14 protein-coding genes are annotated in these 16578 nt (G+C 67.1%); 10 read left to right on the top strand and 4 right to left on the bottom strand.

From position 1 onward, the window contains the following. The first annotated feature begins 70 nt into the window (after nucleotides 1-70). Entirely contained in the window at nucleotides 71-2056 is a 1986-nt protein-coding gene (locus tag BO221_RS16460; RefSeq protein ID WP_158079856.1) for an Ig-like domain-containing protein, read from the top strand. A gap of 63 nt (nucleotides 2057-2119) precedes the next feature. Here the strand turns inward: BO221_RS16460 and BO221_RS16455 are convergent, their stop codons facing one another. Continuing rightward, nucleotides 2120-3583, bottom strand: a complete 1464-nt coding sequence (locus BO221_RS16455) for a serine hydrolase (RefSeq protein ID WP_073561425.1) — start codon at nucleotides 3581-3583, stop codon at nucleotides 2120-2122. 186 nt (nucleotides 3584-3769) lie between these two features. Between BO221_RS16455 and BO221_RS16450 the strand changes: the two genes are divergently transcribed. The 4 genes from BO221_RS16450 (at nucleotide 3770) to BO221_RS16435 (ending at nucleotide 6804) form a co-directional block, all read left to right on the top strand. Then, a complete protein-coding gene (locus BO221_RS16450) occupies nucleotides 3770-4324 on the top strand; it encodes a hypothetical protein (RefSeq protein WP_073561424.1) in 555 nt (184 codons plus the stop codon). A 42-nt stretch (nucleotides 4325-4366) separates the two neighbouring features. Next, nucleotides 4367-5005, top strand: coding sequence for a glutathione S-transferase family protein (locus BO221_RS16445; protein ID WP_073561423.1), 639 nt, complete (start codon nucleotides 4367-4369; stop codon nucleotides 5003-5005). 94 nt (nucleotides 5006-5099) lie between these two features. Next, entirely contained in the window at nucleotides 5100-6068 is a 969-nt protein-coding gene (locus BO221_RS16440) for a hypothetical protein (RefSeq protein ID WP_143195489.1), read from the top strand. 70 nt (nucleotides 6069-6138) lie between these two features. Beyond that, nucleotides 6139-6804, top strand: coding sequence for a DinB family protein (locus BO221_RS16435; protein ID WP_073561421.1), 666 nt, complete (start codon nucleotides 6139-6141; stop codon nucleotides 6802-6804). A gap of 57 nt (nucleotides 6805-6861) precedes the next feature. Here the strand turns inward: BO221_RS16435 and BO221_RS16430 are convergent, their stop codons facing one another. Then, entirely contained in the window at nucleotides 6862-7449 is a 588-nt protein-coding gene (locus BO221_RS16430; RefSeq protein WP_073561420.1) for a hypothetical protein, read from the bottom strand. A 238-nt stretch (nucleotides 7450-7687) separates the two neighbouring features. On the opposite strand from BO221_RS16430, the gene BO221_RS16425 reads away from it, so the two are divergent. The 3 genes from BO221_RS16425 (at nucleotide 7688) to BO221_RS52570 (ending at nucleotide 11531) form a co-directional block, all read left to right on the top strand. Next, complete coding sequence (locus BO221_RS16425) at nucleotides 7688-8095, top strand: hypothetical protein (protein WP_073561419.1); 408 nt, start codon at nucleotides 7688-7690, stop codon at nucleotides 8093-8095. 86 nt (nucleotides 8096-8181) lie between these two features. Beyond that, the gene (locus tag BO221_RS16420; protein ID WP_073561826.1) at nucleotides 8182-9084 is read left to right on the top strand and encodes an alpha/beta fold hydrolase; all 903 of its coding nucleotides are present in this window, start codon (nucleotides 8182-8184) and stop codon (nucleotides 9082-9084) included. A 356-nt stretch (nucleotides 9085-9440) separates the two neighbouring features. Continuing rightward, on the top strand, nucleotides 9441-11531 hold the full coding sequence (locus BO221_RS52570; RefSeq protein WP_158079855.1) for a CARDB domain-containing protein: 2091 nt from the start codon (nucleotides 9441-9443) through the stop codon (nucleotides 11529-11531). Nucleotides 11532-11582: 51 nt separating this feature from the next. On the opposite strand, the gene BO221_RS16385 is transcribed toward BO221_RS52570, so the two are convergent. Then, nucleotides 11583-13313 (bottom strand): transglutaminase domain-containing protein, encoded by a 1731-nt coding sequence (locus BO221_RS16385; protein WP_143195488.1) that lies wholly within the window; start codon nucleotides 13311-13313, stop codon nucleotides 11583-11585. A 51-nt stretch (nucleotides 13314-13364) separates the two neighbouring features. Between BO221_RS16385 and BO221_RS16380 the strand changes: the two genes are divergently transcribed. Beyond that, nucleotides 13365-14528 (top strand): endonuclease/exonuclease/phosphatase family protein, encoded by a 1164-nt coding sequence (locus tag BO221_RS16380; RefSeq protein WP_158079854.1) that lies wholly within the window; start codon nucleotides 13365-13367, stop codon nucleotides 14526-14528. After that, on the top strand, nucleotides 14525-15385 hold the full coding sequence (locus BO221_RS16375) for a hypothetical protein (protein WP_143195487.1): 861 nt from the start codon (nucleotides 14525-14527) through the stop codon (nucleotides 15383-15385). The genes BO221_RS16380 and BO221_RS16375 overlap by 4 nt, the downstream gene beginning before the upstream one ends. A gap of 69 nt (nucleotides 15386-15454) precedes the next feature. On the opposite strand, the gene BO221_RS16370 is transcribed toward BO221_RS16375, so the two are convergent. Next, the gene (locus BO221_RS16370; protein WP_073561415.1) at nucleotides 15455-16477 is read right to left on the bottom strand and encodes a deoxyhypusine synthase family protein; all 1023 of its coding nucleotides are present in this window, start codon (nucleotides 16475-16477) and stop codon (nucleotides 15455-15457) included. Nucleotides 16478-16578: the final 101 nt, after the last annotated feature.

Below are 16578 nucleotides of genomic sequence, written 5' to 3'. Positions count from 1 at the left end.
CGAACAAGGAGCCCGTCCCGTCGCAGCAACTTCCGCCGCACCCCACCCTCACCGGAGCGTGAATTACGTGATGACCCCACGGAATCGCCTGGTCGTGTCCTCGCTGTTGCTTCTAACGGTCCTCGTACAAACGGCTTGTGACCCGGCCGCCGCCACACTGACGGGTGTGAGCGTGACCCCGGCCAACATCACCCTCGCCACCGGCGGCACCCAGCAGCTCACCGTCACCGGTACCTATAGCGATGGCTCGACGAAGAGCCTCACGACGAACGCGGCCTTCACCTCCGATACCCCCGCCACCGCCACGGTGAGCACCCCGGGAGGCCTGGTCACCGCCGTCGCCGCCGGAACGGCCCGGATTACCGCCACGGTCTCCGGCAAGAGCGCTTCCACCAGCGTGACAGTCGGTTCCTCGTCGGCGACGCTCTCGTCCATCGCGCTCGGCCCGAACCCGGCCTCGGTGGCCCAGGGAAACACGCTCCAGCTCACCGTGACGGGAACCTACAGCGACAACTCCACCCGGCCGCTGACCACGGGCGTGACCTTTCGCTCCGCCGCGGAGGGCACCGCCACCGTGAACACCTCCGGTGTCGTCACCGGCGTTTCGATCGGCAGCGCCACCATCACCGCCTCGACGGGAAATCTCACCACGACGCTGGAGGTGTCGGTCACCGCGCCGCCGGCCCCGCCCGGCGCGAACCAGATCGTCTTCTACGATGGCAATGGCGCGGACGTGAGCTTCGCGGACTTCGGCGGCGCCGCCAACAACGTCACCGTCGACGCCACCGAGACCTTCAATGACCGCAAGGTCATCAACTTCCAGGTCACTGGCAGTGGTTCGTACTCCGGTGGCGCCTGGGTCACCTCGGCGCCCCGCGACCTCTCCGCCTACAACGCGCTGACCTTCTGGGCGAAGGCGAGCAAGGCCGACACGATCAACGTGACGGGCATTGGCAACGACGCGGGCGCCACCTCCGGTACCGGCTTCGGCAGCGAGCGGGCCGCGCTCGCGCTCACCACGGAGTGGCAGAAGTTCACCATCCCCATCCCCAACCCGGCCAAATACAAGAACGTGGGAGGCCTCTTCCACGTCGCCGATGGACCCGACAACTACACCCTCTATCTCGCCGACATCATCTACGAGAACCTCGGCAGCGGGACCCTCGGCGCGGGCACGGCCTCCATCGGCAACGGCAACGCCAACACGGGGTCGGTGGCAACGGCCGGAACCTTCAACATCCCCGCGGACCAGAACCAGGTCACCTTCACCGTCGCTGGCGACCCGGGCAGCCCCGTCACCGTGAAGCCGGTGGCCAACACCTTCTTCGACTTCACCTCGTCCAACGCGTCGGTCGCCTCGGTCAGCAGCAGCGGCGTCATCACCGGCGTGGCCGTTGGCGGTCCTGTGACCATCTCCGCCACGTTGGGTGGCGTGGCGGCCACCGGCTCCTTCGCCATCACCGTCACCGGCGAGCTGGGCCTGCCGGCCACCCTGCCTCCCGCGCCCACCCATACGGCTGGAGACTCCGTGTACTCGCTCTACAGCTCGGTGCCGGGCGGCTACTCGGGCACGGCCTCCGACCAGAGCGCCAAGGTCAACACGTGGCGGACGGACTGGAGCGCCGGGTCTGGTGGCGAACCGTTCACCATCACCACCAGCGCGGGCAGCGCCGCCCCCCGCAAGTACGTCTTCACCAACTCGGCGACCTTCATCGGCATCGAGTTCACCGGTGCCAACCAGATCGACGCCGCGGGCCGGGGGCTCACCAAACTTCACCTGGATCTGTGGACCCCGGACAACACCACCAACTTCCAGGTGAAGCTGGTCGACTTCGGAGCCGACGGCGCCTATGGCGGCGGCGACGACACCGAGGGAACCGCCACCCTCACGGCCGAGTCCACGCCGCCGCTCGCCAACGGGGCCTGGCTGTCCTATGAGCTGACGCTGGCCAGCGACTTCACGGGCCTGGCGAACATGCGCCACCTGGCCCAGATGGTCCTGGTCGCGCCCAACGGCGGCACGATGTACATCGACAACCTCTACTTCCATCAGTAGCAAGGGTGCCGTTCGCTGGCGCCGTGGCCTCGACGGGCCCGGCGCCAGCATTGCCTCCACGGCTCAGCGTGCGGCGGAGGTTTCCTCGAGCCGCTTGAGGACAGTCACCGCGTTCTCGTTCTTGGGGTTCAGCTCCAGGGAGCGGCGGTAGTTCTGGATGGCCAGCTCCTTGTCACCCCTGGCCGCGTAGGCCTCGCCGAGACTGTCGTAGCAGTTGGCGGCGGCGGGGAACATCTCCACGTTGAGCTTGAAGAACTCGATGGCCTCCGGAACGCGCCCGGAGCGCATGAGCCTGTAGCCCACCCGGTTCAGCTCCGTTTCGGAGAAGTCGTACTGGGCCTCCTTCGTCTTCTTCAGCGTGCGGTACGTGGCGATGGCCTCGGCGGCGGAGCGCTTCTCGAGCGTCTCCATCACCACCTCGCTGATGGGCGCCCGGGCCTGCCGGGGGGCCACGCCATGGAGGATGCTCAGCACGCCGCCCGCGATCTCCTGGAGGCTGCCGCCCCGCGACGTGTTGTCGAGGAGGATGACGACTTCCTTCCGCTCGGGCGCGCGGACGAGGAGCGTGTTGAACCCATTGATGCCACCGCTATGGAAGATGCCCGGGGTCACCGTCTTGCCGTCATGCAGGCGGAGCGGGTGGATGGACCAGCCGAAGCCATAATGATCCAGGCCCGGTGTGAACATCTTCTCCTTGAGCGGCGCGGGCAGCAGGGTGTCGAGGTAGAGCGCCCGGTCCCAGCGGTAGAGGTCCTCGACCGTCGAATACAGTGAGCCGGCGGCATAGGGCAGGGACATGTCGATGTAGGGCGCGTTGGCGTATCCACCCGGAACGGGCTCGTAGCCGCTGGCCCGCTTGGGAAGCACCGTCGCGCTCACGTCGAAGCCGGAGTCCTTCATTCCCAGCGGCCCGAAGATGCGCTGCTGCAAGGCCTGCGCATACGTCTGCCCCGTGAGCCGCTCGATGATGGCGCCCAGCAGGAAGTAGCCGGAGTTGTTGTAGGAGTACTTCGTCCCGGGCTCGAACTCCAGGTCACCGCTGCAGGCCTTCTGCACGAACTCCGGCACGCCGTAGGGGTCGCGTGCATCGTCCTTGAAGGACCTGGCCGACGTGAAGCTGGGGATGCCGGAAGTGTGGTTCAGCAGGTGGGTGATGGTGACGCGGTCTCCGGTGTCCTTCCGGTAGTCCGGCAGGTGCTTGGAGAGAGGGTCATCCAGCCCGAGCTTCCCCTCGGCGGCGAGCTGCAGGATGGCCATGGCCGTGAAGGACTTCGTGATGGAGCCGATGCGGAACTTCGTGTCGGGCGTATTCGGCACGTTCCATTCGAAGTTCGCGGAGCCGTAGGCCTTCTTGAGGATGATGCCTTTCTCGTCGGCCACGAGAATCGTCCCGTTGAACATGCGTAACTGATGGAACCGGGTGACATATTGGTCCACCTCCTGCTTCCGCGGCGCCGCCTCCGCGAGCGGAGCCACCAGCACCAGGGCCACCAGCGCGCTCACGGCACGCCCATTCATCCAACGCATCTCGTCCTCCTCACAGGTCCGTGGGATACGGACCCGCACCGCGGCGATTGCACGGGCGACGCCTCGAGAAAGGGCCGAATTGTCGCGATGCGTATCGCACACGGGCACGAACCCGCGCAGAATAACAGGTGAACCGTCCGTGTCCGTTGAAACCAGGGGCAGCCGGGCGGGCGTGGAGGCACACGAATGGAAGTCAAAGGCGTTGCGTTCCTGGCCCGGCAGGCCCATGCGGAGCAGACCTTCGGCACGGAGAGGTGGCGCGCCTTCCTCTCCGAACAGGCGAAGAGAGACCCCATCTTCACCCAGCCGGTGATGCCGGTAACGCGCATCCCGGCGGACGCCTTCTTGCGGCTCAACGACGCCCTGACCCAGCTGTTCTACGCGGGGGATCCTCAGGCCTACTGGAAATACGGCCTCAAGTCCGCGGAGTACGCACTGGGCCAGGGCCAGCTCAAGCCCATCTTCAGCAAGGGGGAGCACCGGCGCTTCGCGCTGTACACCCCGGGCATCTGGAAGGGTTACTTCACCCAGGGCGAGCTGGCGGCACAAGTCCAGGGTGACGTGGCGGAGCTGCGCATCACGGGCGTGCCCCAGCCGCACATCTACTTCGAGCTGTCGGTGATGGGCTTCGCATCTGGCGGGCTCAGCTACCTGAGCGGCAAGGAGGTTTCACACGAGGTGCTCAAGGGCTTCAGCCGGGGCGACCAGGAGGTCGTCTACCGCTTCACCCTGCCCTCCTGAGCCTGACTGCGTTTTCCAGCCTTGCAGTCAAGGAGTCACCCCGTGCTCAAGCTGCACCACCTCGCGAGCTCCCGTTCGCAGCGCATCCTCTGGCTTCTGGAGGAATTGGGGCTCGACTACGAGGTCGTCATCTACCCGCGCGACCCGAAGACGAACTTCGCGCCGCCCGAGCTCAAGGCCATCCATCCACTCGGCAAGTCCCCATTGCTCGAGGACGACGGGCGGGTGCTCGCCGAGTCCGGAGCCATCATCGACACCGTCTTGCGCCGCCATGGCAAGGGCCGGCTCGCGCCCCCGCCGGACTCGGCCGAGTACGACACCTACGTGCATTGGCTGCACTACGCCGAGGGCTCGGCCATGCTGCCCCTCATTCTCGGGGTGTACATGGGACGTCTGGGCGAGGCGGGCGCGCCGCTCGAGCCGCGCATCTCCAGCGAGGTACGGAACCACCTCGGCTACATCTCGGGAGCGCTCGGGCAGCGGGACTACCTGGTGGGCAACAGCTTCAGCGGCGCCGACATCCAGATGAGCTTCGTGCTGGAAGCGGCGCGGTCCTCGGGCGCCCTGGAGTCCTTTCCCAATCTCATCGCCTATCTCGAGCGGTTGCACGCCCGGCCCGCCTATCAGCGTGCCATCCAGCGGGGCGGGCCCATCAACCTGGGCGGCCAGGGCAAGCGCTGAACGTGCGCGCTGAATGACGCAACTGGCCATGCGCCGGGGGCATGAGCAGACACGATAAACTGTTATCGTCGTCCTCCTTCCCCCGGAGATATCGATGCCGCGTCACCCCCACTGCCTCGCCGTGCTCACGGCGTTGGCCTTCCTCGCAACGTCAAACGCCTCGGCACAAGCCCTCCAGGAAGGGCCACCGCCGCAGCACCGGCTCGTGTACCGCAACCTGATGGTGGCCCGCCTCAACCCCCTGGGCCTGCTGGACGAAGCGCGGATCAACTATCGCTACCGGCTCTACCGCAGTGAGTCACCCGCGCTGCGCGACAACTTCGTGAGTGTCGGCCTCGCGCCCGCGCTCAGCCCCGCCTTCGGACGGCTCGGGATCGTGGTGGAGCTCCAGCCACTCAGCATCCTCCAGCTCTGGGGCATGTATGAGTTCATTGGCAACTTCGGCACCTTCCGGCAGCTGCAATCCTTTCCCTCGGCGCTCTCGAACTTCAGCGACACGGAGCTGGATGGCCTGGACCGGCTCCCTTCAGGAGACACCCGGAGGCCCTATTCCAACATGGGCTCGCAAGTCACGCTCGGCGCGACGCTCCAGTTCAAGGTGGGTCCGGTGGTGGCGCGCAGTCTCTTCCGGATGGTCCGCCCCGACATGTCCCTGCGCGACGGGAACCGCGTCTTCTATGACATCTACTACGACGTGCTCGCCCCCAATCAGGGTTGGTATTTCGTCAACGACGCCGACGTGCTGTACCAGACGGGGCGTGGCCTCACGATCGGGCTTCGGTGGGCGTCCTCGCACGCCTTCTACGGTCCGAGCCACTTCTCTCCCGGCGAGCTCCAGTCGAATCCCAACACGACCCACCGCGTGGGCCCCGTGGTGGCCTACACCTTCGCGGAGCGGGACGGCGCGCAATTCAACTCGCCCACCGTGCTGCTGATGGTCAACTGGTGGCTCGCCCACCGCTACCGCACGGGCGCGGACTCCTCCGCGTTCTTCCCGTACCTGGCCCTCGGATTCTCCTTCTCCGGCGACCTGATGCCCGTGCCCTCGCCCTCGGAGCGGTAGGCCCGGCGCCCAACGCCGTGTCAGAGCCCCGCGCTATATGCCGCAGCCTCCCCTTTGGAGGAATCACACCATGAAGCGTACCGTGCTTGCCCTCGCCGTGCTGCTCCCCACCCTCGGTCTCGCCGCCGAGGCGAATGCCCCCGCGAAGGCCGCGCCCAAGGACTCGAAGAGCGCCCCCGCGAAGTCCGAGCCCAAGGACTCGAAGTTCCTCGTCGACTACCTCTCCCAGACGCAGAAGGATTTCCTCAAGTCCATCGACGGGCTCTCGGAGGCGCAGTGGAAGTTCAAGCCCACTCCCGAGCGCTGGTCGGTCGCGGAGGTGGCCGAGCACATCATCCTGTCCGAGGAGATGTTCGGCGAGAACATCTCGGGCAAGGTCCTCAAGACGCCCGCCGCGACCGCCGAGCAGAAGGCCAAAACGCAGGGACTGGAGGACAAGATCCTCCAGGGCATTCCGGATCGGACCACCAAGCACAAGGCGCCCGAGAAGCTCCAGCCCGCGAGCAAGTTCGCTTCCGCCCAGGACGCAGCCAAGGCATTCAAGGACCGGCGTGACGCGAATATCGCCCTGGCCAAGACGACGCCGGAGAGCGAGCTGCGCAGCCACGTCAGCGGTCCGTCGCCCATCGGCGATCTGGACGCCTACCAGTGGATGCTCTTCATGGCCGCGCATGCCAAACGGCACGTCGCGCAGATTGAAGAGGTAGTGGCCGATCCGAGCTTCCCGAAGAAGTAGGAAGCCCGCGCCGGACACCGGGCCCGGGGACAATCCCGGGCCCACCTGCCATCCAGCTCAGTGCTGGATGCGCTCGAACAGCTTCAGCTCCTCACCGCCGATGGTGCTCCGGGGGCAGGGCTCGGCATATGCGGACCGCGCCTTGTTGTCCCGCGGAGGCGCGAAGCCGCTGTGGCACACCAGGCAGCTGGCGCAGAGCTCGCCGACGATCTTGGAGACCGACTTGGAGCCGTTCAAGCAGGTGGTGCGGACACCAGAGCTGTCGATGACCATGGGCCAGGCCTTCACCATGAAGGTGTGATCGACGCCGCAACTGACTGCTCCGTTGCTGAAGTACCAGGTGCCGGAGGCGCCGGGCCGCTCCTCGTAGGCGACCTTGACGTTGTCCACGTAGTACTCCAGCAGCACCGCGTTGGAGGAGGTGGACACCGTCCAGCTTCCACTTCCGGCCAGCTCGCCCTCGAAGATGCTCGCGCCCGTCAGGGTCAGGCTCGTGACGCTCAGCGAGGAGCACAGCTCGGACTCCTGGACGCCCAGGGGCTCCGCGGACCCGATGGGGACAGGCTCGAGTCCGCCGCCACAGCCCGCCAGCAGCAGTCCCGACAGGAGGGAAATGAGCAGGGATCGGTTCGGAAATCGGTTCATTGTCAAGGCTCCTTTAGAATGGGAAAGCGTGACAGAACCGTATTGTACAGAATAACGGCGCTCATCGCATGGATGGATGGGGGCGGCAGGAACCTGGGCGGAAATATTTGGAAATCGAGAAGCCGTAAATAGCGCCCTGGCTCTCGCGGTCTGACCTGGCACAACACGACGCGAGACCTCTTCACGAAGTTCGAGAAGGGCCTCGCTTCACCGGGTCGTTGACCGAGGGAGCACTGCCATGAAGCGCCTGTTCACGTGGATGTCGATTGCCGCCGTTGTGTATTCGAGCACTCCGGCGCTGGCGCAGGATTTCCGCACCACTTCGCCCAGCCACGACGCCAGCGCCGTGCACCAGCGGGACCGCCATGAGCGCGACGCCCGCGAGCGCCGGGAACGCGAGGAGCGGGAGCGGGCCGAGCGCGAGCGCCGGGAACGGGCCGAGCGCGAGCGCAGGGAGAGGGCCGAGCGTGAGCGCCGGGAGCGTGAAGAGCGTGAGCGCCGGGAACGGGCCGAGCGCGAGCGCCGGGAGCGGGCCGAGCACGAGCGCCGGGAACGGGCCGAGCGCGAGCGCCGGGAGCGCGAGGCCCGCGAGCGGGCGGACCGGAGTCATCGGAATGTGCACGAGGCCTCCGGCGTGCACCGCTAGAAATCGCCTTCCTCCCAGCGGGCGCGAGCATGGCGAAGCAAAGAGAACCCTGTCTCCCGCCTCCCTCTGGGACCATCATGGGGGGAATGTCGATCCCCTCCCCCTTTCGCAGTGAAGCCGCTCGGAGCAGGTATCTGGCCGCCTATGACGGGTGGAGCCAGAAGTGGCCCGGGCCGTCGGACACGCAACTCGTGCAGACGTCCTACGGCGCGACGTTCGTGCGGGGCTCGGGCCCGGTGGGCGCGCCCCCCCTCGTGCTGCTGCCGGGCGCCGGGGCCACCTCGCTCATGTGGGCCCCCAATGCCGCCGCGCTCGCCGTTCATCACCGCGTCTGGGCGGTGGACAGCATCGCGGATTACGGCCGCAGCGAGCCCACTCGCCCGGTGCTCACGGCCCGGGACTTCGTGACCTGGCTGGACGAGCTCACCACGGTGCTGTCGCCCGGGCGTCCCTTTGGCCTCGCGGGCGTCTCCTATGGAGCGTGGATCTCGGCCCAGTACGCGCTGGCGCATCCCGAGCGGCTCTCCGCCCTGGCACTCATCGCCCCCGCCGGGACGGTGATGCCCCTGGGCCTGGGCTTCATGCTGCGGGCGGTGTCGTGCGCGCTGCCTTCGCCCTGGTTCACCCGCCGCTTCATGTCCTGGCTCGCCAACGATCTGGCGGCGAAGAAAGATGAAGCGAGCCGGTTGCTGCTCGAGGAGCGCGTCGAACAGGGCTACCTCGCGCTTCGCAGCTACAAGGCACGCCGGCTGGTCGAACCCTCCGTCCTGAGTGACGAGCAGTTGCGCGCGCTGCCTTCACCCACGCTCTTCCTGGTGGGAGAGAACGAGCGCATCTTCTCCGCCCCGGCGGCGCTCGAGCGCTTGCGCCGCGTGGCCCCCGGCATCGAGGCGGAGTTGATTGCCGGAGCGGGGCACGACGTCACCCTCGTGCAGGCAGAACGGGTCACCGCCCGCCTCATGTCCCTGTTCGAAGCAAAGCCGATTTGAATTCCAAATACATCTCCACGTCAGTCGGGTCTCGGATGGACCAGGCCGGCGGTCCTCGCGTGGAGACAAACATGAACGCACGCAGGAGACGTATCCGATGTGCCACGGGAATCGCGACGTTGCTGACGGTCACGGCGTGTAGCGAATTCTCAAACAACAACAATCCCAATCCAGGCGGCGCCGCCCATCTCCCTGCCGGGGAAAACAGTCGTGAGCAAACTTTGCAGCAATCCGGGTACCCGGAGGCCGACTTCGCCGTAACCTCGGTCACGGGCCCCGCGAGCGTCCGTGAAGGTGAGTGGTTCAACGCCGCCGTGACGGTCTGCAATCAAGGCGATGCGCCAGGTAATACAGCCGTGAGCCTCTTCTTATCGGCGGACCCGGTCATCACCTCGGACGAGCCTCTGACACCAGCGTCGGACCTCCGCCTGGAGCAGGTCTACCTGCCGGGGCTCGCGCCTGGCCAATGCAAGACGGAGACGGTGAACGGACGAGCCTCCGTGACCATTCAAGGAACGTACTTCCTGGGAGCCATCGCGGAGCCTGGTTCCTTCGATCCCAACACGGCCAACAATGTGAAGACAGGCAACGCCATGGGGATCGGAAACCGGCCGGACTTCGTGGTGGCGTCGGTGTCGGGCCCCACGAGCGCCATGAACGGCCAGTCGTTCCCCGCCACCGTGACGGTGTGCAACCCCGGGACAGCGCCGGGCGCGCCCAACGTGGAGCTGTACCTGTCGGCGGATACGGTCGTCACACCGGCCTCGCCGCTCACCCCCGCCTCGGACCGCCTGCTGGGAACACGCTCGATGAACACGCTCGAGCCGGGCCAATGCCAGACGGAGACCCTGAACGTGTCGGCCTCCGTCCTCCGTGACGGCGCGTATTACCTGAGCGCCATCGTGGACCCGGCTCGCAACGTGTCCGAGCTCATCGAGGACAACAACACGCTGGCGGCGACCCGCATCGGCGTGGGCGCCGCTCCGGACTTCGTGGTGACGTCGGTAACGGGCCCCGCGAGCGTGCTGCCCGGGCAGCCACTCACCGCCAGCGTCCAGGTGTGCAACCAGGGAACACAGCCGGGAGCCGCCCCGGTACATCTGTACCTGACCGCGGATGACATCGTCACGCCTCGCGTGCCTCCCAATCCCCTCACGGATGTGTTGCTGGGAGAGCAGAGCTCGGGCCAGCTCGAACCCGGCTCGTGCCGGACACTGTCCTTCACGGGTACACCGGCGGGTGTCGCCGCAGGTGCGTACGCGCTGGGCGCCATCGTCAACCCGTTCCGCGAACCCAGCGAACTCATCCTGGACAACAACACGAAGCTGAGCCCCCGGTTCGGGATCGGCACGGGGCCAGACCTCATCGTGTCGTCCGTCAGCGGCCCCACGGGCGTCGCGCCGGAAGCTCCACTCACCGCCGCCGTGCGGATCTGCAACCAGGGAACCGCTTCGGCGGGTGCCACGGGGGTGGAGCTGTTCCTGGTCTCCCCCCTGGCCACCCGCATCCCCATGGGCACGGCGAGCGTGAATGGGCTGGCCCCGAATGCGTGTCAGACCACCTCCATCACTGGCATGTCGCCTCCCCCTCTCTACGAAGGGACGTACACGCTCGGCGCCCGCGTGGACCCGGCCTTGGCCGTGGCGGAGCTCGTCGAGGACAACAACGCCGGCACGGGCAACCACGTCGGTGTGGGCTGGCGGCCGGACTTCGTCATCACGTCGGTGACGGGTCCTGCGAGCATCCAGCCGGACCAGCCGCTGTCCGCCAACATCGAGGTCTGCAATCGGGGGACGCTGGCGGATCGAGCGTACGTCGACCTGTACGTGTCCTCGGACGCCATCATCACGCCCCAGGTGCCGCCCCAGGCCTCCTCCGACGTGTTCGTGAATCACGCACTCACGAACATCCTCGCGCCGGACGAGTGCCAGACGCTCTCCATCGAGGGCTCCACCTACGGCGTCATGGAAGGGGCGAACTACCTGGGCGCCGCGGTGGACGTGGCCAATCACCTCCCCGAGTTCTTCGAGGACAACAACGTCCATACCGGCAGCAGGCTGGGCGTGGGGAACCGGCCGGATTTCGTGGTGGCGTCGGTGACGGGCCCCACGAGCGCCAGGCCGGGAGCATTCATCACCGCCACGCTCGAGGTGTGCAACCAGGGTACGCAGCCTGGAAGCACCATGGTGGAGCTGTTCCTGTCCCAGGATACGGTCATCACCCCCCCTACGGCGCCAGGCGTGCCTTCCGACCGACCCGCGGGTCTGACCTTCATCGACAACCTGGCCCCCGGCCAATGCCAGACGAGCTCCGTCGAGGTGGACACCTGGCCGGCGGAACCAGGTGATTACTACCTGGGAGCCATCGCGGACTTCCCGAACGGCATCCCCGAGCTCATCGAGGACAACAACAGCCGGACGGGCACGCGTATCTCGTTCACGTACTGAGCCTCACCACGCGCCCGCCTGTCCCTGGCCCGGGGGCAGGCGGCGCGACAATCAGGTCCCCGTGACCTCGAGCTGCGCCATGAGCTGGGACGACGGCTGGTCATCGGAGAAGACCTGGATGCGGAAAGCGCCCCGGCTCAGCACCGTGCAGGCGTACCTCCTGCCCCGGTACTCCGGGGGACAGGACTCCTGACTGGAATCCTGGAGGTTGACGATGGAGACCTCCGCCGGAAGCCCCTTGGGATTGTCGATCTCGACGGTGAAGCGCCCCCGGACCTCCGTGCCCGGCCGCGACGGCGCGAGAATGCGAATGCCCTCCCATACGGGCTTCTCCCCCGTCGGCCGCTCGGTCCGAGGCTTCTGGGGATCGCGGAGGTGGGCATATTGCTCCTGGATATGGGCGCGGGCCTGGCGCATGGCCTCGCCGCGATCGAGCGGCTTCTCCAGCAACTGCCATGCGGGCTCTTCCGGCAGGTGACGCTGGAGGAACTCCCGGGGCGGCATGAAGAGGTATTCCGTCCTGTACTTCCGCGTGAACACGTCCCCGTTCACGTAACCGGCGTTCCAGGTGACATCCACGAGGTACCACGAGCCCTCGATGCGTACCGCGTTCCACGCGTGGCCCTCGAACTCCCAGTTCTCGCCGGGCGTGGGGACATCACCCGAGAGGGTGACGATCTCCTCTCCGGCGGCCTGCCCCATCGCGGCGAAGAGGTTCGCATAGCCCGCGCACACCCCCCTGCGATTCTGGAACACGGCTTCGGGCGTCTGCGGCGGGAAGTTCCTCGAGCGGTACGCCGCCACGTCGTATTCCACGCGATTGGCCACATAGTCGTGGAGCGCCTTGATGCGCTGGAAGGGATCCCTCTCGTCGCGCACGAGGTACTTCGCGACGGTGATCAGGTCCGTCTCCTGGTTACGGGGGATGGAGACGACCCGGGGATGGAGCTGCTCGGGGAGTGGATAGAAGACCGTTCCACCCGCATTGAGCGGCGTTGACGACAGGCGGTCCGCCCGCTCCCTCGGCGCGTCCGGCACCTTCTTCTCGAGCACCACCGGTTCGGCCCGGACGGGCTCGGGCTCGGGCTTGGGTTCGGGAGGGCGAGGCTCCGGCTTCCAGGAAATGAAGACGTCCGACTCGCTGTCGTCCTCGGGCTCTTGCGGCTCTTCCGTGACGGAGGGAGGAGGCTGCTCGGTGACAGGCGGTTCGGCGGTGGGCTGCACCGGAGGTGGGGGCGGCTCCCGAGGCGGAGGGAGCTGCTGGCCCGGCGTGGGCGGTGCGATGGCGATGAGTTGATCGCGGTAGGGGTTGTCCGTGGCGAGGACGTAGGCCCACTCGACACCATCCGCCGCGGCGAAGACGAGCCGCCGGGCGGTCTCCACATGCGGAGGTCCGGCGGCTGGCAGCATCCAGTCCCCCCGGGTGGAGAGCGCCGTGAAGACCCCTCGGGGCGAGAAAAACAGCGCGCCCACGAGGAACACCAGGTTCACCGTCCACATGCGCAGCAGCAGGCGGGTTCGCAACCGCAGCCACCGCTTCGGAGGAACCCCTCGGGCCTGCCGCCGGGGCAGGCTCAGGAGCTCCCAGAGCAGAGGGAGCCCCAGGCTCAATCCCAGGCCCGCGGCCGCCGCCCAACCTGGGGAGGCGCCATGATGGCTCACCAACGTGGATGCCACCCAGGAGCCCAGAAGTGGCAACACCAGTGCCACCCCGAGCACCCCGAGGATGAGTAGCCATGACAGTGGGCCGGGCCCGGCTGGGCGGCGAGGCGGTGGACGCATGGAAGCGACTCCTTGGGTCCCCATCTTATGCGGAGTACCCTCGCACCTCGCATGAGACGAACCCTCCCCTTGCTCCTCCTCCCGTTGTTGCTGGCCAGTTGCGAATGGGTGGCCGACCCGCTCTCCTTCACCCGGGAAGAAGTTCCCCGGTTCAAGGCCCGGGCCGAGCATCCCGCACCGGCAGCGAATCCCACCTCGCTCAAGGTGATGGCGTGGAACGTGAAGTACGGTGCCTGCCGCATCGACTTCTGGTTCGACTTCTGGGGAGACCGCGTCCAGATGTCCGAGTCCGAGGTGACGGATTGTCTCACCCGGGTGGCGGCGCTCATCCGCGAGTATGACCCGGACATCCTCATGACGGAGGAGATCGAGGTCGACTCCAAGCGCAGCGCCTACATCGACCAGGTGCGCTTCCTGCTGGAGAACACGAACCTCCGCTACGCGGCCTACATGTCCACCTGGAACTCGCGCTTCGTGCCGTCCGAGGGCGTGGGCCGCATCAACCTGGGCAATGCCATCCTCTCGCGCTACCCCATCACCAAGGCCGAGCGCATCCGGCAGGAGGACCGCACGGATCAGGATCCGCTGACGTCGACGTTCTACATCAAGCGGGCCATTGGCCGGGCCGAGGTGGACGTGGGCAACGGCCGGACCATCGCCGCGTACGTGGTGCACACCGAGGCGTATGACCAGGACGGGACCAAGCAGAAGCAGATCCAACAAATCCATGAAGTCCTCCGGGCGGAGACGCTGCCCTGGGTGATTGGAGGAGACTTCAACGAGCTGCCGCCCGTCTGCGACGAGCGCGCGGCGGCGGGGACCCCCGAGTCCTGTGAGGGCAAGCTGCGGCTCTCGGGCTTCCTGGACGAGCGAGAGAGCAGCCAGGGCACCGAGTTCGAGCAGCCGCCCTACACGCCCAGCGTGATGAAGCGCTTCTATGACGACTTCGAGCCCTCCATCTCCCTGGCCCGCTACGGCGTGGGCGATGAGAACCAGCGGCGCTACTTCACGCACTCGGTGCTCGGACCGGACAGCATGAATGACCAGGGCCTGCCTGGCGCCTGGAGCCGCACGCTGGACTATCTCTTCATCCGCAAGGGCGAGGTGTGGACGGACACGGACGTCATCCAGGGACCCGGGCGTCTCGAGGTCCAGAGCGATGCCAGCCGTCTGTCCGATCATGCCCCCGTCGTGGGTACCTGGAGGCTGCCATGAGAGCCCTGTTGATGGCCGTGTTGTTGAGCGGCGCCCTGATGAGCAGCACCCCGGCCTCGGCTCAACCGCTGCCGGCCTGGGACACCGCGGACGTGGGACCCCGGGGCTCCTGGAGCGTGGGCGTGTTCAACCCGCTGCGCATCGCGGTCCACGACAGCATCGAGCTCCAGACCCACCCGCTCCTCTTCTTCGTGGCGCCCAACGTGGATGCCCGCGTCGCGCTGCTGCGCTCGCCCCTGCGGCTGACGGCCGAGGCCGGGCTGTCCATGCCCACGCTCGCCATGCGGCTGGTGAAGGGCTACCTCTTCCCCAGTTGGGGCACGAGCCAGAACGACATCGGTTGGATGCTGATTCCCCGGGCGGGGCTGTTGCTCTCGGGGAACGTGCTCGAGCACGACGTGTGGACGCTCCGGGCGGATGCGACCTTCCGGGTTCCGCTCGGCCCCAACAGCGCCACGCCCCTCAACTTCTTCCTCACGCCGTTGGACCTCGTGCTCGCGGCACCGCTCACGGGCTTCCGCTCGCGGGTGGGTGGCGCCTATGACCACGCCTTCAACGATCGTCTGCGCCTGCGCGGAGAGGTGAACCTCTATGTCACCGGCTCGCAGGGCAACCTCATCGTCTCGGGCCGGGACGTGGGGGCCATCGCCTCCGTGTCTCCGCTGGTGCTCACGGCCCACATGGGCGTGGACATCGCCGTCTCCGCGCACAGCCGCATCACCGCCGGCGTCCTGTGGGCCAACGCGGACCAGGGTGCCACGCGTCTGGTCGAGGGCGCCGATGGCTTCAGCGAGCGCGTCCGCGTCCGGAGCAACGACTTCCTGCCGACGCTGGACTTCATCTGGCAGGGGTTCTGAGCTCCCAGGAGGGCCCGTCCTCCGAGTGGACGGGCCCTCTCGCGGGTGCGCTCACACCCGGGCGGGGAACTACATCCCGTGCCGGGCGATGAGGGCTTCCGCCTCCGCGGGATGATGCTTGCACTCGAGCAGCGCGCGGAGCACGAGCGGCGCGACGATGGTCGCATCGGACTCGATGACGAACATGGGCGTCGTCTCCGTGAGCTTGTCCCAGGTGATCTTCTCGTTGGGGGTCGCGCCGGAGTACGAACCGTACGAGGTCGTCGAGTCGCTGATCTGACAGAAGTACGCCCACGGCTTCACGGGCTGGGCGAGGTCATACTTGATCGACGGCACGACACAGATGGGGAAGTCCCCGGCGATGCCGCCGCCAATCTGGAAGAACCCGATGCCCTCGCCCGCCGAGAGCTCCTGGTACCGGCCGTAGAAGTCCGCCATGTACTCGATGCCGGACTTCACGATGCGGGCGTCGCACTCCCCCGTCTTGACGTACGAGGCGAAGATGTTGCCGAAGGTGGAGTCCTCGTAGCCCGGCACGACGATGGGCAGCTTCGCGCGCGCCGCCGCCAGAAGCCAGCAGGCCTCGGGATCCCCCTCGTACGCCTTCGGATCGATGGCCTGGATGACCTCGTAGAAGTACTCGTGCCAGAAGCGGCGCTCGCCGTTCGCCGTGGCCCGCTGCCACATGGGCACGATGATCTTCTCGACCGCACGGAACGCCTCGTCCTCGGGAATGCTCGTGTCGGTGACCCGGCGCATCCGGTCAGCGAGGATCTTCGTGTCGTCGCTCTTGGTGAGATAGCGGTAGTTGGGGAAGTCCTTGTAGCCGTGGTGGGCCACGAGCCGGAAGAGGGACTCCTCGAGGTTGGCGCCGGTGACGGACAGGCCGTGGATCAGGCCCGCGCGGATGGCGGGGGCGAGCGTGATCCCGAGCTGGGCGGAGGACATGGCTCCAGCGACGGCCCAGAACATCCGGCCCCCCGAGGAGATGTGGCGCCAGTAGGACAGGAGCGCGTCGCGGGTCGCGCGCGCATTGAAGTTCTTGTAGTTCGTGAGAACGAAATCGAGGACGGGGAGCTGGGCATCGGACACGGTCTGCCTCCAGTCAGGGGGTCAAGACTCGGACGACGACACAGCTGGAACGCCATCCGAGGACGCCCTACGGCAACGACGTTTCCGTCGCACCGCCATCG

Source organism: Archangium sp. Cb G35 (assembly GCF_001896145.1).
Taxonomy (GTDB): Bacteria; Myxococcota; Myxococcia; order Myxococcales; family Myxococcaceae; genus Archangium; species Archangium violaceum.
The sequence above is the reverse complement of the archived record's forward strand: the minus strand, read 5'-3'. Positions and strand labels throughout refer to the sequence as shown.